At 63.8% G+C, this 22,381-nt stretch carries 30 protein-coding genes, 1 tRNA gene and 1 riboswitch; of the genes, 22 read left to right on the top strand and 9 right to left on the bottom strand.

What is annotated here, in order from left to right:
- From HDG33_RS13015 to HDG33_RS13005, 3 genes are read right to left on the bottom strand one after another with little or no spacing between them, the layout of a single operon-like run.
- Complete coding sequence (locus HDG33_RS13015) at positions 1-300, bottom strand: phosphopantetheine-binding protein (RefSeq protein ID WP_184027441.1); 300 nt, start codon at positions 298-300, stop codon at positions 1-3.
- The gene (locus HDG33_RS13010) at positions 275-1,069 is read right to left on the bottom strand and encodes a 1-acyl-sn-glycerol-3-phosphate acyltransferase (protein ID WP_184027438.1); all 795 of its coding nucleotides are present in this window, start codon (positions 1,067-1,069) and stop codon (positions 275-277) included. The genes HDG33_RS13015 and HDG33_RS13010 overlap by 26 nt, the downstream gene beginning before the upstream one ends.
- Positions 1,053-1,778, bottom strand: a complete 726-nt coding sequence (locus HDG33_RS13005; RefSeq protein ID WP_184027435.1) for a beta-ketoacyl synthase chain length factor — start codon at positions 1,776-1,778, stop codon at positions 1,053-1,055. The genes HDG33_RS13010 and HDG33_RS13005 overlap by 17 nt, the downstream gene beginning before the upstream one ends.
- 494 nt (positions 1,779-2,272) lie before the next feature.
- A riboswitch (yybP-ykoY riboswitch) is annotated at positions 2,273-2,485 on the top strand.
- A gap of 11 nt (positions 2,486-2,496) precedes the next feature.
- On the opposite strand from HDG33_RS13005, the gene HDG33_RS13000 reads away from it, so the two are divergent.
- Entirely contained in the window at positions 2,497-3,069 is a 573-nt protein-coding gene (locus tag HDG33_RS13000) for a TMEM165/GDT1 family protein (RefSeq protein ID WP_184027431.1), read from the top strand.
- Position 3,070: 1 nt separating this feature from the next.
- Here HDG33_RS13000 and HDG33_RS12995 read toward each other — a convergent pair whose 3' ends face one another.
- On the bottom strand, positions 3,071-3,766 hold the full coding sequence (locus HDG33_RS12995; protein ID WP_184027419.1) for a DUF4136 domain-containing protein: 696 nt from the start codon (positions 3,764-3,766) through the stop codon (positions 3,071-3,073).
- Positions 3,767-4,089: 323 nt separating this feature from the next.
- Between HDG33_RS12995 and pepN the strand changes: the two genes are divergently transcribed.
- The 21 genes from pepN to HDG33_RS12890 all read left to right on the top strand — a co-directional run bounded on the left by pepN (position 4,090) and on the right by HDG33_RS12890 (position 17,956).
- Positions 4,090-6,786, top strand: a complete 2,697-nt coding sequence (gene pepN, locus HDG33_RS12990; RefSeq protein WP_184027416.1) for an aminopeptidase N — start codon at positions 4,090-4,092, stop codon at positions 6,784-6,786.
- A 196-nt stretch (positions 6,787-6,982) separates the two neighbouring features.
- The gene (locus HDG33_RS12985) at positions 6,983-7,264 is read left to right on the top strand and encodes a type II toxin-antitoxin system RelE/ParE family toxin (RefSeq protein WP_184027413.1); all 282 of its coding nucleotides are present in this window, start codon (positions 6,983-6,985) and stop codon (positions 7,262-7,264) included.
- Between the two features lie 16 nt (positions 7,265-7,280).
- Entirely contained in the window at positions 7,281-7,733 is a 453-nt protein-coding gene (locus tag HDG33_RS12980; protein WP_090801406.1) for a HigA family addiction module antitoxin, read from the top strand.
- A gap of 85 nt (positions 7,734-7,818) precedes the next feature.
- Positions 7,819-8,835: a class 1 fructose-bisphosphatase gene (locus HDG33_RS12975; protein WP_184027398.1), complete on the top strand. Its 1,017-nt coding sequence runs from the start codon at positions 7,819-7,821 to the stop codon at positions 8,833-8,835.
- Positions 8,836-8,909: 74 nt separating this feature from the next.
- Positions 8,910-8,985, top strand: a tRNA-Thr gene (locus HDG33_RS12970).
- A 71-nt stretch (positions 8,986-9,056) separates the two neighbouring features.
- Positions 9,057-10,058 carry a site-specific integrase gene (locus tag HDG33_RS12965; RefSeq protein ID WP_184027395.1) on the top strand — a complete coding sequence of 334 codons (1,002 nt, stop codon included), beginning with the start codon at positions 9,057-9,059 and terminating at the stop codon, positions 10,056-10,058.
- Positions 10,055-10,621, top strand: coding sequence for a hypothetical protein (locus HDG33_RS12960; protein WP_184027391.1), 567 nt, complete (start codon positions 10,055-10,057; stop codon positions 10,619-10,621). Before HDG33_RS12965 ends, HDG33_RS12960 begins: the two co-directional genes overlap by 4 nt.
- A 134-nt stretch (positions 10,622-10,755) precedes the next feature.
- The gene (locus tag HDG33_RS12955) at positions 10,756-11,118 is read left to right on the top strand and encodes a hypothetical protein (RefSeq protein WP_184027388.1); all 363 of its coding nucleotides are present in this window, start codon (positions 10,756-10,758) and stop codon (positions 11,116-11,118) included.
- Between the two features lie 12 nt (positions 11,119-11,130).
- Positions 11,131-11,298, top strand: a complete 168-nt coding sequence (locus HDG33_RS12950; RefSeq protein WP_184027386.1) for a hypothetical protein — start codon at positions 11,131-11,133, stop codon at positions 11,296-11,298.
- Positions 11,295-11,720, top strand: coding sequence for a DNA primase (locus HDG33_RS12945; protein ID WP_184027383.1), 426 nt, complete (start codon positions 11,295-11,297; stop codon positions 11,718-11,720). The genes HDG33_RS12950 and HDG33_RS12945 overlap by 4 nt, the downstream gene beginning before the upstream one ends.
- The gene (locus HDG33_RS12940; protein ID WP_184027380.1) at positions 11,713-13,122 is read left to right on the top strand and encodes a primase-helicase family protein; all 1,410 of its coding nucleotides are present in this window, start codon (positions 11,713-11,715) and stop codon (positions 13,120-13,122) included. Before HDG33_RS12945 ends, HDG33_RS12940 begins: the two co-directional genes overlap by 8 nt.
- Positions 13,123-13,290: 168 nt before the next feature.
- A complete protein-coding gene (locus HDG33_RS12935; RefSeq protein WP_260330417.1) occupies positions 13,291-13,803 on the top strand; it encodes a hypothetical protein in 513 nt (170 codons plus the stop codon).
- Positions 13,800-14,243, top strand: a complete 444-nt coding sequence (locus HDG33_RS12930; protein WP_184027377.1) for a single-stranded DNA-binding protein — start codon at positions 13,800-13,802, stop codon at positions 14,241-14,243. The genes HDG33_RS12935 and HDG33_RS12930 overlap by 4 nt, the downstream gene beginning before the upstream one ends.
- On the top strand, positions 14,230-14,526 hold the full coding sequence (locus HDG33_RS12925) for a hypothetical protein (RefSeq protein WP_184027374.1): 297 nt from the start codon (positions 14,230-14,232) through the stop codon (positions 14,524-14,526). Before HDG33_RS12930 ends, HDG33_RS12925 begins: the two co-directional genes overlap by 14 nt.
- Positions 14,527-14,609: 83 nt before the next feature.
- A complete protein-coding gene (locus HDG33_RS12920; RefSeq protein ID WP_184027371.1) occupies positions 14,610-15,620 on the top strand; it encodes a phage major capsid protein in 1,011 nt (336 codons plus the stop codon).
- Positions 15,617-15,952 carry a hypothetical protein gene (locus HDG33_RS12915; protein ID WP_184027368.1) on the top strand — a complete coding sequence of 112 codons (336 nt, stop codon included), beginning with the start codon at positions 15,617-15,619 and terminating at the stop codon, positions 15,950-15,952. The genes HDG33_RS12920 and HDG33_RS12915 overlap by 4 nt, the downstream gene beginning before the upstream one ends.
- 10 nt (positions 15,953-15,962) lie before the next feature.
- Positions 15,963-16,265 carry a hypothetical protein gene (locus tag HDG33_RS12910; protein WP_184027364.1) on the top strand — a complete coding sequence of 101 codons (303 nt, stop codon included), beginning with the start codon at positions 15,963-15,965 and terminating at the stop codon, positions 16,263-16,265.
- Positions 16,262-16,414: a hypothetical protein gene (locus HDG33_RS12905; protein WP_184027361.1), complete on the top strand. Its 153-nt coding sequence runs from the start codon at positions 16,262-16,264 to the stop codon at positions 16,412-16,414. The genes HDG33_RS12910 and HDG33_RS12905 overlap by 4 nt, the downstream gene beginning before the upstream one ends.
- Before the next feature lie 234 nt (positions 16,415-16,648).
- A complete protein-coding gene (locus tag HDG33_RS12900; RefSeq protein WP_184027358.1) occupies positions 16,649-17,122 on the top strand; it encodes a hypothetical protein in 474 nt (157 codons plus the stop codon).
- Between the two features lie 137 nt (positions 17,123-17,259).
- Entirely contained in the window at positions 17,260-17,451 is a 192-nt protein-coding gene (locus HDG33_RS12895) for a hypothetical protein (RefSeq protein ID WP_184027355.1), read from the top strand.
- Positions 17,452-17,536: 85 nt separating this feature from the next.
- The gene (locus tag HDG33_RS12890; protein WP_184027351.1) at positions 17,537-17,956 is read left to right on the top strand and encodes a hypothetical protein; all 420 of its coding nucleotides are present in this window, start codon (positions 17,537-17,539) and stop codon (positions 17,954-17,956) included.
- A 293-nt stretch (positions 17,957-18,249) separates the two neighbouring features.
- On the opposite strand, the gene HDG33_RS12885 is transcribed toward HDG33_RS12890, so the two are convergent.
- From HDG33_RS12885 to HDG33_RS12870, 5 genes are all read right to left on the bottom strand, one after another.
- Positions 18,250-18,885 (bottom strand): hypothetical protein, encoded by a 636-nt coding sequence (locus tag HDG33_RS12885; RefSeq protein ID WP_184027348.1) that lies wholly within the window; start codon positions 18,883-18,885, stop codon positions 18,250-18,252.
- Positions 18,886-19,511: 626 nt separating this feature from the next.
- Positions 19,512-19,775: a hypothetical protein gene (locus tag HDG33_RS37290; protein WP_409259008.1), complete on the bottom strand. Its 264-nt coding sequence runs from the start codon at positions 19,773-19,775 to the stop codon at positions 19,512-19,514.
- 104 nt (positions 19,776-19,879) lie between these two features.
- Complete coding sequence (locus HDG33_RS12880; RefSeq protein WP_184027345.1) at positions 19,880-20,851, bottom strand: Tim44 domain-containing protein; 972 nt, start codon at positions 20,849-20,851, stop codon at positions 19,880-19,882.
- A 126-nt stretch (positions 20,852-20,977) separates the two neighbouring features.
- The gene (locus HDG33_RS12875) at positions 20,978-21,334 is read right to left on the bottom strand and encodes an HPF/RaiA family ribosome-associated protein (protein ID WP_184027342.1); all 357 of its coding nucleotides are present in this window, start codon (positions 21,332-21,334) and stop codon (positions 20,978-20,980) included.
- A 384-nt stretch (positions 21,335-21,718) separates the two neighbouring features.
- Complete coding sequence (locus tag HDG33_RS12870) at positions 21,719-22,024, bottom strand: DUF4148 domain-containing protein (RefSeq protein WP_184027339.1); 306 nt, start codon at positions 22,022-22,024, stop codon at positions 21,719-21,721.
- Positions 22,025-22,381: the final 357 nt, after the last annotated feature.

Raw genomic sequence — 22,381 nt, 5'->3', positions numbered from 1 at the left:
TTAAACCCCCTTCCTTGCGGTTTCGTTCGCAGCATGCGCCGCTTCGCGCTGACTCTCGACCAACGCGGCAAGCGTGTTGATCGAGCGAAAGTGCTCGCGGGTGCGTTCGTCGTTCGCCACGATGGTCAATTGGTATTGTTTGCGCAGCACGATGCCGATTTCGAGCGCGTCGATCGAATCGAGACCGATGCCGTCGGAACCGAACAACGGGGTGTCGTCGTCGATATCGGCGGGGCTCAGGTCTTCGAGATCGAGGGCTTCGATCAGAAGCTTCTTAATTTCCAGTTTTAAAGAATCCATAGTCGAACAGGTGCTGGGTAATGTGGGCTTCTACGGCATTCGTCACGCTGCGCGCCGCGATGGCCGCGGTGGTGTCGTGCGCGGCCAGCTCGTCGACGCCAAGCGGCGCGAGCACGTTCACGCGCATCCGGAAAGCGCGCGCCGGCACGTCGTACCAGCGCATCTGCCGCGTGAACGCGGGCGGATCGCAATCCATCAGTACCGGCACGATCGGCGCGCCGGCCTTCAGCGCCATGTGCGCGAATCCGCGCGAGAACGCGTGCAGCCGGTTCGGCGCCGGGCTGCGCGTGCCTTCCGGAAAAATGATCATCGTATAGCCGGCCGCGAGCTGCTTCGCGCCGGCCTCGACGAGCGCGATCGCGTCCGCGTTGCTCACGTATTCGGCCGCGCGCACGATGCCCCAGAAACACGGGTTGTGCCAGTGCGCGTGCTTCACGACGCAGCACGCGCGCGGCGTCAACGACAGCAGAACCATCACGTCGAGGTAAGTCGGGTGATTCGCGACGACGATCGCCGGCCCGCCCGCGCACAACGCCTCGGCGCCGGACACTTCGAGTTCCATCACGCCGAGACCGCGCAGCACCGCGACGAGCGCGCGGAAGAACCGGTGAATCACGACGGTCACCGCGCGCTGCCGCGACGCGCGATGCGGCCACAGCCACGCGAGCGGAAACACGAGTACCGAAAACAGCACGCCGCACACGCCGAACGCGACGAAAGCGAGGCCAGTCGCGCAAAAACGCCACGCGTAATCAAGCCGCGCGCTCATCCCACCTCCAGTGCCACAGCGCGCCCGCGCGCTGCCAGCGCGCGGGCTGGCCGGTTTCGAGGCAGTGCAGCAGCGCCTGGCTCTGGGTCGCAAAGCTCGGGGCGTCGCTCAACGCGGATCGCGGGTCGCCGCGTTGCTCGGCCACCTCCTCGTCAGCGCGGGCCAAAGAGCAAACAACGTGCCCAGCCGACGCATCTTTGTCGAGCAACACCGCGATCGCACCGCCGTGCACTTCGTCTTCGATCGTGCCGTACGCGAGATCGGCCGGTTCGTCGGCATACACGAGCAGCACCGGCGCATTCGGTTGCGTCGCGTATTGCGCGTACGCTTCGAGCAGCGCATAACCGAGCGTCTGCGCTCCAGCCGATACCGCGCTCGCGGCCGAGCGGTCGCCGCGCGCAATCCCGAACACGCCGGTCATCGCGTTCAACACCGACAGGCTGAAGGCGGTCGGCGATACCGGCTCGCCGGCGCTGATGCTGCGCAGGATGTCGGTGGTACGCCGCAACTCCCCGTGCCGCGAAGCGAACACCACGCGCGCGGGTTCCTGCGCGACGCAGTCGTGCGCGACCTTGAGCGCCAGCTTGGACAGCGTGCTGAGACGCCGCCGCACGATCGGCTCGATGAAGCCGATATCGGGTGCGGCAGACGAGGTAGCCGGCCAGCTAGACCAGCGACCGACCGGAATGGTCCAGTGCAGATCGGGCATATTGGTGTTCGCGCGTGGAAACGGGGAAGGGGCTCAAGCGCCTGACGGAATACACAGCCGTCACGGCGAGCGCCGCCGCGCGGATCGGGAAGTTCCAACCCGGGACCGACCAGTCTGCCTGTCAGGGAATGCAGCACCGGCGATCGGGCCCGATTTGTCAGGCGCCCCTGACAATCGGTGTAGTGGATAGCGGCTCAGGCTCCTTTTGTGGCCGAATAGTACCGGGTATTTTGAATCAGATCGGCGAGGAAAGACGTATCCATCTGTATCCGCGCCTGTCACGCAACACATTGTTAGACGATTTGACAAGACCGGCCCCGACGCCGCACCGGAAGGCGATCTCGTGCGTCGGCGCTGGCGCGACAATGCCGCCGGAACCGACGAAAGACCTTTCATTCGTCTTTCTTCGAATGCACCGCAGAGCGAAGACACCGACGCCGCGTCGTCCGTGCAAACAACATTCGTGGCAACGATGCGCCCGCGCCTGCTATACTCCGGCCCTCATTGGGGAGTAGCCGCCCCGCGGCACGTCCGCACCGCTTCGCCGGTGCGTCGCACGTGTGGTTCGCGGGGGCGCCTGTCAACAGACTTGGCCTGCACGGCCATGGCAGTCGCAGCCTCTGGCCTGGCGAGACCGATGATCCACACGCGCCGCAACAGGGCCCGGCGTGTCGTGGGTCGTCGCTCGTTCATCTTCGGCCCGAGGAATCCATTCAACGTGAATCAAGCTTTTCTGATTTCGACCGGAGCGGTCGCGCTCGCCGAGATCGGCGACAAGACGCAACTGCTCTCGCTCGTGCTGGCCGCGCGCTATCGCAAGCCCGTGCCGATCATTCTCGGCGTGCTCACGGCGACGCTGATCAATCACGCAGGAGCCGGCGCGCTCGGCGCGTGGCTCGGCTCGATGCTGACGCCGACCATCATGCGCTGGGCGCTGGCGGCGTCGTTTATCGGCATGGGGCTGTGGATTCTCGTGCCCGACAAGCTCGACGACGAGGAAGCCAACACGAACCGCACGCACTTCGGGGTGTTCGGCGCGACGGTCGTCACGTTCTTCCTCGCGGAAATGGGCGACAAGACACAGATTGCGACGGTCGCCCTCGCCGCGCGCTTTCACGATTTCTTCGGCGTGGTGGCCGGCACGACGCTCGGCATGATGATCGCGAACGTGCCGGCGATCCTGCTCGGCGACCGCTTCGCGCATCGTCTGCCGACCAGGCTCGTGCACGGCATCGCCGCGGTGATGTTCGTCGTGCTGGGCGCGATGGCGTTGTTCGGGGTCGGGGTCTGAGCTACTGCGCGGCCTTCGGCGCCGACGCCGCGCCCGCGGGGGGCGTGGCCGCCGGCAGCGACACTTCGTTGGCGTCCGCGCCGCCACCGCCGCCGAGCGGAATCTTCACGGTGTGCACCGCGCCGTTGGCCAGCGGGAAATCAGCCAGCGCGCTACGCGCCAGATATGGCATTGCCCGCACCAGCGACGACTCCTCGCCGACATTGCGCGCCGTGACGTTGTAGACCTCCCGGCCGCTCGCGCGCTCGGTGATCCGGATGCCGAGCAGATGCGTGAACACCGGGTAGCTCTGGTTCACGTACGTCGCCGGGAAGGGCCCCCACGGTCCCCACGGATCGAACGGCCGGCCCCAGTAAGGACCGGGCCACGGGTTGTAGTAGACCGGCTGCGCGACGGTTACGATGTCCGAGCGGATGCCATAGGCGAGCTCGACCAGATAGCGCGCGTCGTCGTGCGAGACTTCGCGGAACGCGTGCAAGGCGAGCTCGTTCGCGACGATCCGCTCGTACGCGCTCAGTTCGAGATTGTTCTTCTGATCCTCGTGCCGCGTGAACGCATAGGTGCGCGTCGCGTCGCTTCCGCTCCAGTCCGAGAACGCCGTGACCTGCGTGGTCACGTAGGTCGTGCAGCCGGACAGCAGCGCCGTCAGCGCGACGAACAGCAGCGCGACGCGGCGGGTCCATCGATCGATGTTCATGGTCTGCCTCGTGATGCCTCTGATTGCATCTATTCTGCTTCAGTTAAAACTCTGCTTCAGTCGAGACTATTCCGTCGCGCGATCCGCTGCCCGGCGGACGATGCCGGCGCTCCGCCACGCGCGGTGCCCGATAATACGCTGACCTCGCCAGCCGGTAGAAGGTTCTTCCCCTGTCCGTCGAAAGCGGCAGCGCTACCCGGCGCCGAGACTCGGCCCCCTTCCCTTCCGCACGATTGCCCGAGGCTTTGTACAATGAGTCGACCAAGCCCGGCTCGCGCGCCGTTTGCGCGCCCGACCGCTCGAGTACACCACCACAGAACGCCATGGCCGATACCGCAACGCCCAATGTGATCCGCCGCGCCGATTACGCGCCGCCCGCCTTCCTGATCGACACCGTCGCACTGGAGTTCGATCTGGTCCCCGAACGCACGGTCGTCAGGAACACGATGCGCGTTCGCCGCAACCCGGATGCGTCGCGCGCCGCGCATCTCGACCTGATGGGCGAGCAACTGGAGTTCGTCAGCGCCGCGATCGACGGCAAGCCATTCCCGAACGCGCACCCCCACGAGCACGGCCTGCTGCTCGACGACGTGCCGGACAGCTTCGAGCTGACCCTCACCAGCATCTGCAATCCCGCGGAAAACACCACGCTGTCGGGGCTGTATGTGTCGAGCGGCAACTTCTTCACGCAGTGCGAGGCCGAGGGCTTTCGCCGCATCACCTATTTCCTCGACCGCCCCGACGTGATGGCGAGCTTCACGGTCACGCTGCGCGCGAGCAAGGCCGACTATCCGGTGCTGCTGTCGAACGGCAATCTTCTGGAACAAGGCGAGTTGCCCGACGGCCGCCATTTCGCGCGCTGGGAAGACCCGTTCAGGAAGCCGAGCTATCTGTTCGCGCTCGTCGCGGGCAAGCTCGTCGCGCTCGAAGAACGCGTGAAGACCGGCTCAGGCAAGGAAAAGCTGCTGCAGGTCTGGGTCGAGCCGCACGATCTCGACAAGACCCGTCACGCGATGGATTCGCTGATCCACTCGATCCGCTGGGACGAACAGCGCTTCGGGCTCGAGCTCGATCTGGACCGCTTCATGATCGTCGCGGTCAGCGACTTCAACATGGGCGCGATGGAGAACAAGGGGCTCAACATCTTCAACACGAAGTACGTGCTCGCGAACCCCGAAACGGCCACCGACACCGACTTCTCGAACATCGAGGCGGTGGTCGGCCACGAGTACTTCCACAACTGGACCGGCAATCGCGTGACCTGCCGCGACTGGTTCCAGCTGAGCCTCAAGGAAGGCCTGACGGTGTTCCGCGACCAGGAGTTCTCGGCCGACATGGCGGGCGGCGCCACCGACGAAGCCGCGCGCGCGACCAAGCGCATCGAGGACGTGCGGGTGCTGCGCCAGATGCAGTTCGCCGAGGACGCGGGCCCGATGGCGCATCCGGTGCGCCCGGAAAGCTACGTCGAGATCAACAACTTCTACACGATGACCGTCTACGAGAAAGGCTCGGAAGTCGTGCGGATGTATCAGACGCTGTTCGGCCGCGACGGTTTTCGCCACGGCATGGACCTGTACTTCAAGCGTCACGACGGCCAGGCCGTGACCTGCGACGACTTCCGTCACGCGCTCGCCGACGCGAACGGCCGCGACCTCGCGCAGTTCGAGCGCTGGTATAGCCAGGCCGGCACGCCGCGCGTGTCGGTGCGCACGCGCTACGACGCCGCGCAGCAGCGCTACAGCGTGACACTGCGCCAGGGCTACGGCGATGCCGTGCCGGCCGCGCGCGAAACGCAGAAGGGGCCGCTGCTGATTCCGTTCGCGATCGGTCTGATCGGCAAGGACGGCCGCGATCTGCCGCTGCAGTTCGACGGCGAGGCGAACGCGTCGGAGTCGACCACGCGCGTGCTCGAATTCACGCAGACCGAGCAGACCTTCACGTTCGTCAACGTCGGGCAGGAACCGCTGCCGTCGCTGCTGCGCAATTTCTCGGCGCCGGTGATCGTCGAATACGACTACACGGGCGAACAGCTCGCGTTCCTGCTCGCGCACGACAGCGATCCGTTCAACCGCTGGGAAGCCGGCCAGCGGCTTGCCACGCGCGAGTTGCTCGCGCTGGCCGCGCGCGCGGCCACGGGCGCGGCGCTGCAGTTCGACGACTCGGTCGTCGCCGCATTCGCGCGCGTTTTGACCGACGAGACGCTGTCGCCGGCGTTCCGCGAACTCGCACTGATGCTGCCGTCCGAAGCGTATCTCGCCGAGCAGATGGCCGAATCGAATCCGGCCGCGGTGCACGCGGCACGGCAGTTCGTGCGCAAGCGCCTCGCGAATGCGCTGCGTGACGACTGGCTGAAGGTCTACGAGCAGCATCGCACGCCAGGCGCCTATGAAACGACGCCCGAGGCCGCCGGTCATCGCGCGCTGAAGAATCTGGCGCTGTCGTACCTGACCGAACTCGACGACTCCGCGGACGCCGTGCGTGTCGCGGCCGCGCAATATGAAACCGCGAACAACATGACCGACCGCGCGGCCGCGCTGTCGGCACTGCTCAACGCGGCCGCGCCGCAAGGCGGCAGCCCCGAGGCGCAGCACGCGCTCGACGACTTCTATCGACGCTTCGAGAAGGAGCCGCTCGTCATCGACAAATGGTTCGCGTTGCAGGCCACCCAGCGCGGCGGCGCACGACATCCGGTGATCGATACGGTGCGCAAGCTGATGACGCATCCGGCCTTCAACCTGAAGAACCCAAACCGGGCGCGTTCGCTGATTTTCAGCTTCTGCGCGGCCAACCCCGCACAGTTCCACGCGGCAGATGGCTCCGGCTACGCATTCTGGGCCGAGCAGGTGATCGCGCTCGACGCGCTCAATCCGCAGGTGGCCGCGCGCCTCGCGCGCTCGCTCGAACTGTGGCGACGCTTCACGCCGGCGCTGCGCGACAGCATGCGCGCGGCACTCGAGAAAGTGGCCGCAGAGGTCAAGTCGCGCGACGTGCGCGAGATCGTCGAGAAGGCGTTGGCGTGATGCCTCTCTGAGTTCCCGAGTCACATCGGAAAGCCGGCACGCGTTGCCGGCTTTTTTTCGCGTTGTTTTCAGCTGCGTTCACGCGCTCGTGTCGCGCCGTTAGCCGTTTGGCCGACTGTTCATCGGGCCTCGCCGGGCAGAAAGTATACGTACAGGTTTGATGGTTTACATTTAACGCGGTACGTTATACGATTCGATGATCACGACATTCGCAGACAAGGCCACCGCAAGAATCTTCCAGGGCAGGTTCGTGCATTCGTTGCCACGCTCGATCCAGGCGCTAGCGCATCGCAAGTTGCTGATGATCGACGCCGCGAGCTCCGTCTCGAATTTGCAGGCGCCGCCCGGAAACCGGCTCGAAGCCTTGCAAGGCCAGCGCAGCGGGCAATGGAGCATCCGCATCAATGCGCAGTGGCGCATCTGTTTTCACTTCGTCGGCGAGGACGCGCTGAATGTCGAGATCATCGACTATCACTGACTACTGGGAGACCGACATGGTCATCAAACGCTCCGCGCTCAACAGCATCGATTTCTCCGACATCGATACGGGCGCGGCCATTGCCGAGATCCATCCGGGCGAAATTCTGCGCAGCGAGTTCCTCGAGCCGCTCGGCATGTCCGTCAACGCGCTCGCGCTCGCGCTGCGGGTGCCGGCGCCGCGCATCAACGACGTCGTGCGCGGCCGCCGCGCAATCTCCGCCGATACCGCGCTGCGGCTCGAGCGCTACTTCGGCGCCAGCGCGCAGTTCTGGCTCAATCTGCAAATCGCCTACGACCTGCGCGTCGCCACCGCCGCCGCCGGCGAGCAGATCGAACGGGAAATCGAACCGATGCCGCGCGCCGAGCGCCCGAAACTGCCCCGCGTGCCGGCCGGACACGCCCGGGCCGCGGCCCTCGCGGCCAGCGTCAGCGGCACCGTCTCGGCCAAGGCGCGCCGCAAGACCTGAAGCCGGCCGTGCAACCAAAAGCACGGAGCCGACACAAACGAGCGGTTAAAATCCCATCATTCTTCTAGCCTTCCGGAGTACAGCAATGTCTTTGCAACGTCGTACCACTCTCACGAAGTACCTGATCGAGCAGCAACGCGAAACCAACAACCTGCCCGCCGACCTGCGCCTGCTGATCGAAGTCGTCGCGCGCGCGTGCAAGGCGATCAGCTACCACGTCAGCAAGGGCGCGCTCGGCGATGCGCTCGGCTCGGCGGGCAGCGAAAACGTCCAGGGAGAAGTGCAGAAGAAGCTCGACATCCTCTCGAACGAAATTCTGCTCGAGGCGAACGAATGGGGCGGCAACCTCGCGGGCATGGCCTCCGAGGAAATGGAACAATTCTTCCCGATTCCGGCCAACTATCCCAAGGGCGAATATCTGCTCGTGTTCGATCCGCTCGACGGCTCGTCGAACATCGACGTGAACGTGTCGATCGGTACGATCTTCTCGGTGCTGCGCTGCCCGGACGGCCATCAGGCCACCGAGCAATCGTTCCTGCAGCCGGGCACGCAGCAGGTCGCCGCGGGCTATGCGGTGTACGGCCCGCAAACGGTGCTCGTGCTGACCACCGGTAACGGCGTGAACTGCTTCACGCTCGATCGTGAGCTCGGCTCGTGGGTGCTCACGCAAAGCGACATGCGCATTCCCGTCGAAACGCGCGAGTACGCGATCAACGCGTCGAACGAACGCCACTGGTATCCGCCGGTTCAGCAATACATCGGCGAGCTGAAGGCGGGCAAGGAAGGTTCGCGTCAGGCCGACTTCAACATGCGCTGGATCGCGTCCATGGTCTCCGACGTGCATCGCATCCTGAGTCGCGGCGGCATCTTCATGTACCCGGCCGACAAGCGCACGCCGGACAAGCCGGGCAAGCTGCGTCTGATGTACGAAGCGAATCCGATGGCGTTCATCGTCGAGCAGGCGGGCGGCGCCGCAACCAACGGCGAGAAGCGCATTCTCGACATCCAGCCGAAGAGCCTGCACGAGCGCGTCGCGGTGTTCCTCGGCTCGAAGAACGAGGTCGATCGCGTGACCCGCTATCACCTCGAAGCGAAGAAGTGATCTCGAAAGAAAAAAATGCCTCAAGGGGCTTGTCAAGGCACTAAAGTAGTCCCTATAATTTCGTTTCTCCTGATGCCGGAATAGCTCAGACGGTAGAGCAGCGCATTCGTAATGCGAAGGTCGGGGGTTCGATTCCTCTTTCCGGCACCAAGTCAAATACTGGCGAGGCTTACAGGCCCCCATGCACTAGCGACGAATGCGTTGCTTTCATGGAGTCTGATATGTCCGCCAAACCTCTGAAAATCGTGGCTGGGTCGTCCAGGACCGCCTACGATATTGCCCCTGTCCGAGCCGTAACGGCGCCGGACAGGCGGCGCATTTCTTTTCCCGAACTTGCCGAAGCCTATCTTGCTGCCTACGTAGGACGCGATCCGTCGCGGGCGCAGATCATCCGCCGCTGGTCGCAATACTTCGATGGCTGGATCGCCGCCGAAATCGACGGTGACGCGGTGGCCGATGCCCTCGACCACTGGGCTGCGACACCCGTGCGCCGCTACGTTGGCTCGGACGAATCCGGCGCAATGCTCTATCGCGAACTGGGCCTTCCCAAGCCCGGTTCGATCAACAAGGCCAAAGCCGTCCTATCCGCTGTGCTGAACTTCGCCAGGGCCCGCCGCATGATGCCCAAGGGCTGGACGAACCCCTGCCGCGAGGTGCCGGGTCTCACGATGAACAACGAGCGCGTCCGCTTTCTGGACGCCGCCGAACGCAAGCGGCTTCTCGCCGTGTGCCGCCTGTCAACGTGGAACCGGCTTTACCTGCTGGTCCTGACGGCAATCACGACCGGCGCGCGCCGCTCCGAACTGCTGCGCCTGCGTTACCCCGATCTCGATCTCGATCGTGCCACCGCCTACGTGCGCAGCTCGAAGAACGACGAGCCGCGCGTGCTGCCGCTCACGCCGGCTGTGATCGCGGAAATCCGCCGCTTCGGCAAGCCGCCGCACCCTGATGCCCTGCTGTTCGCCCGCGTCGGGGACCCAGACCGCCCCTTCACGATTGACAGTGCGTGGTACGCCGCACTGCGCGACGCAAATATCCACAACTTCAGGTTCCACGACCTCAGACACACGTGCGCGTCTTATCTGGCGCAGAACGGCGCGTCGCTGCTCGACGTGGCCGCGACACTCGGCCACAAGCAACTGGACGTCACGCGTCGTTACTCGCACCTGACCATCGACAGCAAGCGCGCGATCGTGGAACGCGTCATGGGAGATATCGCATGAGAACGAAGGACAAGGTGCAGCACCCGCTTCCCGAACTTGCGCTGACCGACAAGGGCGGCAACGTCGAACGTACCGGCCTGACGCTGATCGACGTGCGCACGCGGGAAACCGTGCAACGCCTCAACCTCGCATTTACGGAAGCGTTCACGGCGACGCTCGGCGTCCAGCCAACCGCGGCCCTCCTGACGGACTTGAGTCGTCGCAACCGCACGATCATTGCCGACCTGCTCGCGAGCCTCGACCGCGAACTGCGCGGGGGGTTCAACCAACCGGTAATCGATGCGAGGAAAGGTAACCGCGACGACAAGGTGACGCCCGACGACGAGCGCGCGGTGCGCGAAACGTTCGTAATCCAAGCCGACCGGCTCGCGAAGGTTGGGCGCAAGCTGAAGAAGGTGGTCTATGCCGAGGTCCAGTCCCGCTGCCTGCGTGAGAAGAATGGCCGGCGTCTGCGGCCGTTCTCGCTGTCCACGATCCGCAAGCTCACCGATGGCATCCCCTATCCACCACCGCCACTGCGCGACGACACCGAAGCGCCGCCCATACTGCACACTGCGACCTGATCGCAGCGAATCAGCAAGCAATCGATGCCACGAGTAAGTCGTGGCATTTTCATTTGCGCACTATCACATCCATCGGCAGGTCCGGACGCCTGACCAGTATTGGACTGAACCACCAGTGACTAACGGAGGATGTGATGACCGAAGTAATCCGCAGCCCGCTGATCGACATGTACGGCGGCGAACGCTCGTGGTGCGCGATCTACGGCGGATCGCTGTTTCCGTCCGAGCAAACGGCGCGCACGTATATCGCCGGTGAGAAAAAGCGGAAACTGATGTGGCTCGGCCTGCTGTTCGTTATCGGCAAGCGCATGGTGACCGACCAGCCCGAGGCACTGTTCAACGCCATCGTGGAGATGAAGAAGGACGATTCCCGCGCCATCGCCGGCACGGCGACCGCCCAGCCGTTCGCGCCGGTCGAGCCCATCAAGCCAGGACATGCACGCATCACGTCGCTGCGCGGAAAGAAAGGGGATCAACTCGAACCCGAACCGGCCTGAGCGGAGGCCGTCATGAACGACGAACTCCAGGCATGGCTGAACGCGGTGAACCTGTCCGGCAGCGGCACGCTCGACGGGCTCACCGCCGGACGCTGGCATGACGAACTCGACGCCCGGAACCGGGAACTGCAGGAGGCCCGCGACGAACGCGACGAGCGCGACGCTGCGGGCAGCGCATGAGCGCCGCCGCCCTGCTGGACAGGCTCGATGGCGTGCATGCGTGCGGAGCGGGCCGCTGGCGGGCAAGGTGTCCGGCGTGCGACTCGCGCCGCGACGTGCTCGCGATCACCGAGACAATGGACGGCGTGGTCCTGCTCCACTGCTTTCGCGACGGATGCACGGCGACCGATATCGTGGGCGCGACCGGTCTCGAACTCGACGCACTGTTCCCGCCGCGCGTTGAAGGTGTCCACGCCGCGAAGCCGGTGGCGCGCCGCTTCAACGCCGCGCAAGTGCTCGCCGCCGTCAATCTCGAACTGCTCGAAGTGCTGCTCATTGTCGGCGCGATCCTGCGCCGGGGATCGGTCACGCGCACCGAGCACGCGCGCCTGATGCTTTCGGTCTCGCGCGTGTTCGTCGCGGAGGGCGCGACCCATGACTAGCCCCTCGATCCTCGACACACTGATCACGCAACCGCCCATTCAATCGAAGCGCAAGCCGCGCACGGGGATGAACGGCATGTCCGCCGCCGCGGCCGGTTTCAGCTATCACGACTTCTACTCGCACCTGCCGACGCACAAGTATCTGCACGTTCCGACCGGCGAACTGTGGCCCGCGTCGAGCGTGAACGCAAAACTGCCGCCGGTGAATCTGGCGGACGATTCATATGTGAAGGCGCACGCGTGGCTGGACGAGCACCGCGCCGTGATGCAGATCGTGTGGATGCCGGGTGAGCAGCAGGTAATCGAAGACCGCGTGATGCAGGCCGCAGGCTGGCAGGCGCACGCCGGTGCGCGGTCCTTCAACCTCTATGTGCCGCCTTCGATGGTGACGGGCGACGCGACGAAGGCCGGTGCATGGCTCGGACATCTGGAACGTCTTTACCCCGACGACTGGCCCTTCATCGTCAACTGGTTCGCGTACACGGTGCAGCACCCGGAGGACAAGATCAACTGCGCGCTGGTGCTCGGTGGCGGTCCAGGCATTGGCAAGGACACGCTGGTCGAGCCGCTGCGCGTGGCGGTTGGCGCGCACAACGTGGCCGATATCACGCCCGCGATCATGTTCGGACGCTTCAACCGGTGGGTACGCAACAAGCTCGTGCGCGTGTCCGAGGTACGCGATCTGGGCGACCTCGACCGCTATGGGTTCTACGAGCACTGCAAGCCGTATCTGGCAAGCCCCCCCGACGTGATCCGCGTCGACGAAAAGAACATGCGCGAGTACTACGTCGCGAACGTGTGCAACTTCCTTTTCACAACGAACCATCTGACGGATGGACTCTACCTGCCCGCCGATGATCGTCGCCACTACGTCGCGTGGAGCGCACGCACAAGCACCGACTTCACCGATGCCTACTTCCGCAAGTTCTGGGCGTGGTACGCAGGCGGCGGCATGGCGAACGTGGTGGCGTTCCTGCGCGGGCACGACCTGTCGACCTTCGATGCGAAGGCCCCACCGCCGAAGACGTCCGCATTCTGGCAGATGGTGGCAGCGGGAGAGGCGCCCGAGGGCGGCGAGATGCGTGATGTGATCGACCGGCTCGGTAACCCGGACGCGATCACTCTGCGCGACCTGATCGACGCAGCCAACGCCGCGCAGATGGACAGCCTGGGCTACGAGCTTTCCCTGCGCGCGAACCGGCGCTCAATCCCGCATCGCATGGAACGCGTCGGTTATTCGGCGGTGCGCAACCCGAATGCCCCCGATGACGGACTGTACAAGGTCGGCGGCAAGCGCGTGGCCGTCTATGCGAAGAGCAGTCTCACGGCGGCGCAGCGGTACCGGGCGGCGCAGGACCGCACCCAGCCGGTGCCCAAACAGCCGCCTCTTCCTGATCGGTGAGTCGGTCATGTCGGTGTCCGCCTATCTCCTTCTACGTATGCTGCTGTTCTTTTAAAAAATGCGGGGCTGGGCACGCGGGCGCGTAGAAGGAGATAGGAGACGACTGACATCACCTACTCACCGATCAGGCCGACCGGCTACACACGAACGATGACGCTGGAGGAAGCGATGCCCGATCCCGAAGAAATGGCCGGACGGCCCCTGCCGGACTGGGTCACGCGCAATGCGCTGCCCGTCCCGGGCGACCGCGCCCGGCCGGTGGCGATGGATTACACCCGCGCGCTGTCGGCGCTCGCCGCGATACCCGGCGATGACCCGGACTGGCTTCTGGTCCTCGCGTCGTGGGCGCTCGAATTCGACCGCGCCGGCGAGCGTGATGCGCGGGCGTGGTTTGCGCGCTGCCCGGCTGCGGACGGTATCGCGTTCCGGGACGTCTACCGCGCCACGCCCGGGGCGCGCATCGCGTTCGTGGTGGTGCGTGCGGCGCGCTATGGCTGGCTCGACCCGCTGCCCGCGGCGGTGAAGTCGCGCGAGATGCGCGCGAAGCAGCGCGCGGCGCTCGAAGCGAAGACCGCGAAGCTCGCAGAGCGTGAGCGCAGGACGCGTGAGCGCAACGCGGCGAACGCGGCACGTGAAGCGGCGCGTGCCGCGAAGCGTGCCACAGGGAGGAAGGCAGCATGATCGACGCATTGCTCGGCGGGACGCTCGCGAAAGACCCGGGGGCTCGCACCGCGAAGAACGGCAGCGTGTATGCGCTCGCCACCCTGCGCGTGCCGGCCGGTGGCGACACCGTGATCTTCGCGCGGGTCATGGCGTTCGATGCGCACGTGAGGGACGCACTGCTCGCGCTCGCGAAGGGCCATGCGGTATGCGTGAGCGGTGCGCTCGAAATTGGGACGTGGAACACCGATACCGGCGAGGTCCGGCCGTCGCTGTCGGTGATCGCGCACGCGCTCGTGTCGCCCTGTCACGTGAAGCGCCGGCGCACGGAAGTCGCCAGCACGCAGCAGCACGAGGCACGCAGCGAGGCGAAGCGCACGAACGGCACGCGCGCACCGCAGCGCACTTCCACGATGACCGGCTCGACGACCTCTGACGGGCGCGCGCATGAGCGGACCTGACGAACTCGAGGAACGCATCGCGGTGACCGCAGCCTCGATCCGCGAATGCTGCCAGCGCAACGATTACACCGTCACGGTCGACGACTGCATCTGCGAGCGGGCGGCGGCAAAGGTGCTCGGTTACCGCTCACCCGATTCGCTTCGAAAGCAGGTGCGGGAAGGCCGCAACCGGCTTGAGTACCGGATGCGTGGCAACGTGCGCCATTATCGCGTGCTCGATCTGAGCCGCGTCATCGAAACGGGCTGGGCGGGTAACTGCGGACAGGCCGGCGAAACGCGGTAGTCGCGGAAATGACGTCATGGCGCCCTGCGCGCCTACCGACGATCATGCAAGGCATGAGTGAACGACTTCAACGGGAGCGGACCATGATCGTCGGCAACACATTCGTCAAGTTCGTCCGGTGCATGGCAAAGGCAGGCGGCGATCCGCTCGCCGCTGCCGAAATCCATCGCAAGGATTACGGCGACGGTCCCGCCCTGTCGCTGATCCAGAAGTCGATCATCACAAGCGGCAGTTTTGGCGCGGACGCCGCGTGGCGCGCAGCGGTCAATGATTTCCTAGCCGGCGTGGCCGTCTACGATGTGATGGCCCGCATCAATGCCCTGAGCCCCCTGCACTCGATCCCGGTGCGCACGCGCATCCTGATCGAAGATGAAGCGCCGGTGGCGCAATGGATCGATGAAGGGCAGCCGGTTATGGTCAGCGGCGCGAGCTTCGAACAGGCGAACATCGCGCCGAGGAAATGCGCAGGTCTGATCGTCGCGACAAAGGAAGTGATCCATCTTTCGACTGACGCCGCGGAGAAGGCGCTGACGCGCTCGCTCCAGCGCGCAGTCGCGAAGATCACCTCAGCGGCGGCGTTCGCTTCGGCACCGGTTGCGGGCGCACCTGATTCGCTGCTGACCGGTGCCGTCGCGGTGCCCGCGACCGGCGACGTGCAAGCGGACATGATCGCGCTGGTTTCCGCTTTCACGGGTGACATCGAGCGCGCCGTGCTGGTGATGTCATCGAACACGGCGATGTCACTGGCGCTTCAGGGCGCGATGGTAGGCGCTGCGAACGGCTTCGGCGTGAAGGGCGGCATCTTCTGCGGCCTGCCCGCCGTGGGATCGGCGGACGTGCCCGACGACATCGTTGCGCTGGTCGATGCCGCTCAGGTCGTCTATGGCGACGACGGCGCGAGCATGGACATTTCCGAACAGGCTGACGTGACGGTTGACGATGTGACGCACTCGCTGTCGCAGGAAAATCTGGTCGGCTTCCTGTGTGCGCGCTTTGTGTCGTGGCAGGCCGCGTCCGGCGCGGTCGCGTATCTGAGCGGCGTGGACTGGTCCGCGCCGGTGACGAAATCAGGGACGAAGGGAGGCGCACGATGATCGGGAAAGACACCACGGACGAAGACCGGCCGACGCCGCTTGATGTGTCCGGCCCTGTGCTGGCTGTCGTCGGCGAACAGATCGCGCAATTCATCAGGCGGCGCGGGCGCGTCCCCGGCAATGATGAAATCGCCGTATTCGTCGAACTCGCGAACAACTTTGCCTTCGCGTGCGCGCTGTTTCCCGACGCGCGCGCGATCGATGCGGAAGTTGTGCCCGACGCGAACGACCCGACGCACTCACGGATTGTCGTCGCGTTCGACAACGGGCGGCGGGTGCGCTGCGAACTGCCCGCCGCCGTGGCGGCGCTGTACGCGCGGACCATGCATTGAGGGGTCTGTGATGAATAGTCAACGCGTGACGTTTCATGAACTCGGCCGCAACCAGACGCTCTCGATCGCGCGCGATTATGTGTCGCGCGCTTATGTCGGCGGTGAGGGGTGGGCCGATCTTCTGAGCGATGCCGAAGTGCTCGACGCCGCGCGCGTGCTGCTGCGCGATGTAGCCGCGTGCATCGTGGACCGGGATCGCTGCGCGCTGAGCCGCATTTTCATGATGCGTGACGAAGCCGGGGCGCAAAGGTTGATGTTCTCATTCGAGGACGGCTCGGCCTACATCACGCCCGCTGAAGGGGACATGAAATGACCATGCCGGTTCCGGTGCGCGTGGATCGCAACCTGATGCGCATGCTGCTGCGAACTGATCGCCCGCGTCGCTGGCGCGACCACGTGGACCTGCGTACGGTGAACACCGACGGTTGCGATGCTGCCGCGCGAAAACTATCATTCGTCTAACCCGGCCGCTGATCCGTCAGGCGCGGCGCGAATAGCTGCCGGGGATTTTTCCTTCGGCACTGGCGCGCGCAGGGGGAACGGACGGCGCGGCGTCCGAGAGTCTGACCGCGCATCATCGAATCTTTCGCGGGCGATAATGGACGCGGATCGTGAAACTCTGACGGACAGGACGGCGGCGACCGGGCACGTTCCGCCGTGCGACCTGTCTGTCCGCGTATCAGGCCGGGCGCTGACATGAAACTTCTTGGTGCTATCTACGACAGTCCTGTCAAGTTACTCGAGAAGGCGGAGCGAGACGGCGCGGCCTTAACTCAGGCGCTGAGCAATTGCGACGAATCGGCAGTTCACGACTCGCTATTCAATTTTGCGATCACCGCCTACCATCTTGTCGATTGGGTCAAGACGCTTCGCCCTGAGGTGGATATCAGCAAAGTTTCCGACCTACTTGAAGGTTCAGAATGCCTCCGGGCATGCCGCGATCTCTGCAACGCCAGCAAGCATATCGACCTTACGAAGTATCCTCCCACAGCGCAAGACGTCCGATTCTCGGCTACCGCGGCAACCAGCATATCCAACACTTCGGCTTCACAGCCGCCGTGGCGGCTCAAGATCCAGATGAAAGACGGTCACACAATCAGAGCAGACGATCTTGTGTCAGACGTTATCGATGCCTGGAAGACGTTCTTTGCTGACAACCACATTCAATAGATCGGTCTGAGCAACTTCCGCTTCAGGTCGACTGGCGCTGTCCCTTCCGTCGAAAATCCACGAAGAACCTTTTTGTTGCGCGAGCTAACTGTGCGGGCTCAGAATCGTTGCGCGTGCAACCAGCGGAGCGACGAACCATGGACACCGGCAAGGCGACATTTTCACGGCTCGTTGCTGATGTAGTCGGCGGCCTCGCCTTCTGGGTGGCCCGCCAGCCCGAGCGCGAAATCAACCCGGCACCGTTGGTCCTGACGCCCGAGGCGCGCCGTGAGTATGACCGGTTGCGCAAGCGTCGGCAGCGCGCCCGCGTGACCGGGCGGCCGGTCTGAGCGGCGATCGGCGGAAACGATGGCTGCGCGACGACACCGACAACTGTCGTAGTATGCTCTGCTAATACAATCGGCGACGGGGGAGATGATGGACCTAAAGGAGTTCGTACACGCCAGTCTTACACAGATTGTGGAGGGCGTCCGCGGCGCGCAAAACGACGTTCTCAAACACGGTGGATACGTCAGTCCAGCAGTTTATGGATCGACGGGGGCCGAGACGCACTTCGCAGTTATGCCCGATGGGCAGAATGTATTTTTGGTCGACTTCGATGTAGCCGTAACGGTCACTGAAGGCACTGCTTCAGACGTGGAAGGACGGCTAAAGGTTGCGTCTGTATTCGGTGTAGGCGGTGGTCGAAAGACATCAGGTAGCGAAGAACATACTAGCCGGCTTCGCTTCAAGGTTCCACTCGCACTTCCTGTTGATCAAGAAACGAAGACGCAATTGCAAGCACGCGACCAGCAAGTGCAACGACAGATGGGCGCGGCGCGTGATCAGTATTGACGGTCTCTGTTTCGGTTGAGGCGGTCACGTTGGGGCGCAACCGCCATTCGCCCCGGGAAGCGTGCCATCCCCTCCGAATAGCCGAAATCCCGACAAGTCAGCATCGAATGCCGTCGGCATACTGGCGGGGGTGCGCCGCGGGTGGCGGGCGCGTTCCGGCCCCCGTTATCGAAGTGCGCCGGTGGAAAGAAACCTTCGCCCGGGGTTTCCGGTGAGACCGGTAAATCTTTTTGCCCACCCCCCACCCGTTGACCAGCCCACGTCGCCACGACGCGCCACCGGGCTCGTGATGGCTATGCAAGACGTTCGCGCATCTGTGCGTAAATCTCGCTCGGGACTGACGAGCGGTTCCAGTAGACGCTACGCGGAAACTGGTGGACGAACAGCGGCCTGTCCGCCGACCCCAATGCCGGGAGCCAGTACCATGCGCCCCGCCCAACGACTACCAGTGCGCCGCGCGATAGCGCCGCTCGGGCGTGATTGAGTGCCAGCATCATCGAAGGCAGCACCAGCCGCTTCGACCGGTCTAGCGCGACGCTCGCCCACGGATGGATCTGAAGAAGTGCAACGCGGCCCGACACGCGCTGCGCACCGAATTCGGCAATGAGGTCGGCAAAGCGCGGCGCGCTGTAGCTGTGCATACCTCTTGGCGCATCAGGATGCAGCGAGGCGTAAGGCCAGCCGTCGACATGGAAGCGGTGATCCTCGAACGTGCTCGTATCGCCAAAGCCGGGGTTGTTCATCAGGATGACGATGCTCGCATTCGCGACATCGCCCTCGAACGGTTGGGGCCCGAGTTCGGTGTGCAGCCGGTAATCGTCATTCAGCCGCGGGATCGCGTGATAGCGCGCGATGGCCTCACGGTCGAGTTCAGCGAGATGGTCGGGATCGAAGTAAAGCATCGGAGTCAGTAGTTGCGCGACGTCCATCCGAGCGCCGGTAGCAGGCTTGATCTGCGCGAGCAGGCATTTGGACCGCCGACAGCGCCGGGGATCGCATACAGACGCGCAGGGACGCCCGCGCGGCCGGTACGTAGTAGACGCAGGAGCGGCGTCGCGAAGCCGCCAGACGGCAACAGATCGTTCACTCTCGAATCGTTCGTTGCGTACTCCTGTTATAATCGCGATTCGCTAGTGCATTAAAAAGTATTCGTAATGCGAAGGTCGGGGGTTCGATTCCTCTTTCCGGCACCATCAAGTTTCAAGCAAAAAGCCCAGTCCTCGCGACTGGGCTTTTTGTTTTCTGGAGTCTGTGTAGGCGCTGTGTAGGCATTTCACGTCAACTAGATGTGTTTTCGGACGGCCAGGTTCTCGAATATTTCACGAACTGTCGGCCGAGCCTAGCCTGGTGCATCTGGCCGAGTTCGACCCTGCTCTGCCGTTTGCTTGTCCGTCGGCCGAATGGCCGCCTTGAGATGGGGATGCGACACAGCCTCCTGCCGGCATAATCAGGAAATCTACCAGTGCCGACAAGTGGGGCCAAGCCGATTTCTATCGAGCATGCAGGCTGCTCGCCCGAGGCCATCGTTGACGCGTCCGCGCATTGAAGTGATTGATCACTCGGCCGATCCAGTCGTGCAGTAGCGAGCAAACTGTTCTGCGGAGAGCGCGAAACCCTTCTGCCTGGCGAGTTCCCAAGGACGTTCGCATTGGTGCGTGGATTCACACCAGGAATACCCAGCCGATCCAATACAACCATGTGCATCGCGATCTGCACCGACAACGGGTGACGGGCTGCTGGGCGGCGAGGCCGCGCAAGCGCTTAGCAAGCATGTCATCGTGACAGTGGCCAGGCAAAGAGAAAAGTAGTCTCGGCGCATAAAATGAGTCCCAGATTTGTGTGACGTCGGATTTTGGTCTTTTTGCCGTTTCGCTTGTGGGCTAACCGGCAGCGAGCCGCTGCCGGTTCCGGCCGCGCTCGATGCTAACGGCCAATCTGCTGTATCCCCGCCAGTCGCCAGGCCGGGTCGCCATGCCCGTGGCCCACGATGTTCCAGACCTCCTCAAACGGTTGCGCCGTCTGCGCGTCCTCGTCTTCCCGCATCTGGCCGTGAAAGCGAAGGCTAACCAGTGTTTCGCTGCCATTGTGTTCCGTGCTCAACAATTCCACGTCCAGCTGCGTGATTTCCGTATGGCTCGGCTGGTTGCCCCGATCTTCCAGGTCCCGCTTGATCACCGCGAACATTTCCGGGGTTGTCAGCTCGAAAAGGTCGCCTTGTTCGTTCCGGTCCCAGGCGCGTTGCAGACGCAGGAACAAGGTCTTGGCCGATGCCAGCAAGACCGCCTGATCGAGTCCGACAGGCAGCCCCGGCACTGTCGTTGTTTGTGCCGCTGCGGCGGGATTCATCGCTGTGCGCGGCCAGGCACCGAAATTCGTCTCAGGCGCCGCCTGCCCGCTCTGATTCATGAGCCAGGAGCCGTTCATGCGCTGCCCGTTCGCCGCGTCGTGCCCATAAGCGAGATCCGGACGGCGCCGGTCGGCAATGAAGCGGAACAGCATGATGCCGGCGACAATCACGAGGCCGATCACCACTACGTTCGACAGCATCTGGGCCAGGCCTTCACCCAGCCCCAACGACGACATCAGCGCGGCAATGCCGAGTCCTGCGGCCAGGCCGGCGAGCGGGCCCATCCAGCGGTTGCCTGGCTTCGCGGCAGCGGCCGCCGGCGCGGCCTGCTGCGCCGGTTGAGCTTGCTGGCTCCGTTGGCCTTGCCCGGACGGCGACGCCGTCTGCGACTGGCGGCCGACGCTACTACCACCGCCAATACGCTTCGCTTCGGCATGGTTGGATGCGACAGTGCCCGCGACGAGCACTAGCGCCATGGCCAGTACAGCGGTACCGCGCGTCACGACACGCGCAAGGCGTCGCAACTGATTGATTGTGTGCAAATACATAAGAATCTCTTTCGTGTAGGACAGAAACTCGCGAAGGTTGCCCGAACGCGTCTTTCCATCGCGGACCGCAAATAGCGAGCAATACCGCTCGTACGATGCCACCGTAGCCGTGCAAGCATGGCTTGCTTAGACGGCATCAGGCTCAGCGCTCCAGGTGCACTCGCGTTGACTCGCGCGGCGCTTCGCGAGGCGCGCCTGGCGCCTGCGGACGATCGAAGAAACGGCGCGGGCAAGTGCGAGATCGAGGGCGCCGCGCCAGTCTTTCGCAATCGACGTCACCACGACCGGATTCGCACCGGGCACCTGCACCTGCACCTGGCAACGCTTATCGAGTCCGCGGCGCGGGCCGTTGACGTCGGAGAGATTGACGGTGGCCCGGGAAACCAGCCAGGCCATCCGGCGGAACACAAACTGGGTGCGTTGGCGCGCGAAGCTACGCAAGCGTGCAGCTTCAATGTCGCAGGACTTGAACAGGACTTGCATGAGACCTCCATCAGAAACAGAAAGAAAAGACGGGTTAGCGAAACAACGACCGCCGGGGCGGAAGCCTGTGTGCTTAGTCGTTGAAACCAGTTTATCGGTTTAACGCGCCATTACAATCCACTTTCACCCAATAAATACTTGTCGCGTCTGCAACGTCACCCCAGTGGGCGCAAAGCAATTACAAACGACAAAACGCCGGAGCGAATGACGAATTCGCGCCGGCGCAAAAATGCAATGAAACGCTAATACTGGAAGGGGGTGGAATGCCGGTCTGCGCGGCTGAATGCAGGCCCGGTTGCAGACGATGAAGCGGCGACGATGCCGCTCGCCGGAGCTCACCGGGCCGGGCAGTTGAAAGCGCCCGGCCATCCGGCTGATAGCCCATCAACTTCCTTTGTAGATCGAATGATCCGAGGCCACCTGGGTCGGCGCGCCGGAAGCGGCCGAGCCCGATTTCACGCCACCGTGGCCACTGAGTGCCTGCTGAGCCGCCACGCTTTTCAGCGCGTCCTGGAGGTGCGCCGGGTAGTGCGCGTCACTGTGGTTGCGGTCGTAGCCCGCCTGCTGCAACTGGACCAGTTCCGCGCGCACCTGCTCACGGGTGAGGGGGCCGTTGCTGCTAGCGGATGCCATCGTGGGCAGCGCTAGGACCGAAACGAGTGCGATAACCGGAATGAATGTTTTAGCCATGGTTAATTCTCCAATTTAAATTTCAGAAACAGAAAATACTGGGTTAGCGAAACAACGACCGCCGGGGCGGAAGCCTGTGTGCTTAGTCGTTGAAGCCAGTTTATCGGTTTAACTCACCATTACAATCACCTTTCACCCAACAGATACTTTCCGCATCTGCAACGTCATCGGGGTACCTCGCGGCGCAAAGCAATTACAAACGACGAAACGCCGGAGCGAAACGAATTCGCCCCGGCGCAAGATGCAATGAAACTGTCGCTAAGGAAACGCTGATTTATTCAGCTCGGTGGTCATCGCTGGCGTAGCCGAGGACGTTATAGAAGAAGGCAGTTTACGGAACAGACTCACGATGATGAA

This window comes from Paraburkholderia sp. Cpub6 (assembly GCF_014201065.1).
Classification (GTDB): Bacteria; Pseudomonadota; Gammaproteobacteria; order Burkholderiales; family Burkholderiaceae; genus Paraburkholderia; species Paraburkholderia tuberum.
The sequence above is the reverse complement of the archived record's forward strand: the minus strand, read 5'-3'. Positions and strand labels throughout refer to the sequence as shown.

Excerpts from the sequence above, each read along its gene's own strand:
- HDG33_RS12940 (WP_184027380.1), top strand. The coding sequence starts at position 11,713 with ATGACTAGCCCCTCGATCCTCGACACACTGATCACGCAACCGCCCATT.
- HDG33_RS12935 (WP_260330417.1), top strand. The coding sequence starts at position 13,291 with ATGCCCGATCCCGAAGAAATGGCCGGACGGCCCCTGCCGGACTGGGTC.
- HDG33_RS12980 (WP_090801406.1), top strand. The coding sequence starts at position 7,281 with ATGGTCATCAAACGCTCCGCGCTCAACAGCATCGATTTCTCCGACATC.
- HDG33_RS13015 (WP_184027441.1), bottom strand. The coding sequence starts at position 300 with ATGGATTCTTTAAAACTGGAAATTAAGAAGCTTCTGATCGAAGCCCTC.
- HDG33_RS13005 (WP_184027435.1), bottom strand. The coding sequence starts at position 1,778 with ATGCCCGATCTGCACTGGACCATTCCGGTCGGTCGCTGGTCTAGCTGG.
- HDG33_RS12925 (WP_184027374.1), top strand. The coding sequence starts at position 14,230 with ATGAGCGGACCTGACGAACTCGAGGAACGCATCGCGGTGACCGCAGCC.
- HDG33_RS12880 (WP_184027345.1), bottom strand. The coding sequence starts at position 20,851 with ATGTATTTGCACACAATCAATCAGTTGCGACGCCTTGCGCGTGTCGTG.
- HDG33_RS12950 (WP_184027386.1), top strand. The coding sequence starts at position 11,131 with ATGAACGACGAACTCCAGGCATGGCTGAACGCGGTGAACCTGTCCGGC.
- pepN (WP_184027416.1), top strand. The coding sequence starts at position 4,090 with ATGGCCGATACCGCAACGCCCAATGTGATCCGCCGCGCCGATTACGCG.
- HDG33_RS12945 (WP_184027383.1), top strand. The coding sequence starts at position 11,295 with ATGAGCGCCGCCGCCCTGCTGGACAGGCTCGATGGCGTGCATGCGTGC.
- HDG33_RS12895 (WP_184027355.1), top strand. The coding sequence starts at position 17,260 with ATGGACACCGGCAAGGCGACATTTTCACGGCTCGTTGCTGATGTAGTC.
- HDG33_RS12910 (WP_184027364.1), top strand. The coding sequence starts at position 15,963 with ATGAATAGTCAACGCGTGACGTTTCATGAACTCGGCCGCAACCAGACG.
- HDG33_RS12965 (WP_184027395.1), top strand. The coding sequence starts at position 9,057 with ATGTCCGCCAAACCTCTGAAAATCGTGGCTGGGTCGTCCAGGACCGCC.
- HDG33_RS13010 (WP_184027438.1), bottom strand. The coding sequence starts at position 1,069 with ATGAGCGCGCGGCTTGATTACGCGTGGCGTTTTTGCGCGACTGGCCTC.
- HDG33_RS12930 (WP_184027377.1), top strand. The coding sequence starts at position 13,800 with ATGATCGACGCATTGCTCGGCGGGACGCTCGCGAAAGACCCGGGGGCT.
- HDG33_RS12985 (WP_184027413.1), top strand. The coding sequence starts at position 6,983 with ATGATCACGACATTCGCAGACAAGGCCACCGCAAGAATCTTCCAGGGC.
- HDG33_RS12900 (WP_184027358.1), top strand. The coding sequence starts at position 16,649 with ATGAAACTTCTTGGTGCTATCTACGACAGTCCTGTCAAGTTACTCGAG.
- HDG33_RS12890 (WP_184027351.1), top strand. The coding sequence starts at position 17,537 with ATGATGGACCTAAAGGAGTTCGTACACGCCAGTCTTACACAGATTGTG.
- HDG33_RS12885 (WP_184027348.1), bottom strand. The coding sequence starts at position 18,885 with ATGGACGTCGCGCAACTACTGACTCCGATGCTTTACTTCGATCCCGAC.
- HDG33_RS12875 (WP_184027342.1), bottom strand. The coding sequence starts at position 21,334 with ATGCAAGTCCTGTTCAAGTCCTGCGACATTGAAGCTGCACGCTTGCGT.
- HDG33_RS12920 (WP_184027371.1), top strand. The coding sequence starts at position 14,610 with ATGATCGTCGGCAACACATTCGTCAAGTTCGTCCGGTGCATGGCAAAG.
- HDG33_RS12995 (WP_184027419.1), bottom strand. The coding sequence starts at position 3,766 with ATGAACATCGATCGATGGACCCGCCGCGTCGCGCTGCTGTTCGTCGCG.
- HDG33_RS12960 (WP_184027391.1), top strand. The coding sequence starts at position 10,055 with ATGAGAACGAAGGACAAGGTGCAGCACCCGCTTCCCGAACTTGCGCTG.
- HDG33_RS12905 (WP_184027361.1), top strand. The coding sequence starts at position 16,262 with ATGACCATGCCGGTTCCGGTGCGCGTGGATCGCAACCTGATGCGCATG.
- HDG33_RS12870 (WP_184027339.1), bottom strand. The coding sequence starts at position 22,024 with ATGGCTAAAACATTCATTCCGGTTATCGCACTCGTTTCGGTCCTAGCG.
- HDG33_RS37290 (WP_409259008.1), bottom strand. The coding sequence starts at position 19,775 with ATGCGCCGAGACTACTTTTCTCTTTGCCTGGCCACTGTCACGATGACA.
- HDG33_RS12955 (WP_184027388.1), top strand. The coding sequence starts at position 10,756 with ATGACCGAAGTAATCCGCAGCCCGCTGATCGACATGTACGGCGGCGAA.
- HDG33_RS12975 (WP_184027398.1), top strand. The coding sequence starts at position 7,819 with ATGTCTTTGCAACGTCGTACCACTCTCACGAAGTACCTGATCGAGCAG.
- HDG33_RS12915 (WP_184027368.1), top strand. The coding sequence starts at position 15,617 with ATGATCGGGAAAGACACCACGGACGAAGACCGGCCGACGCCGCTTGAT.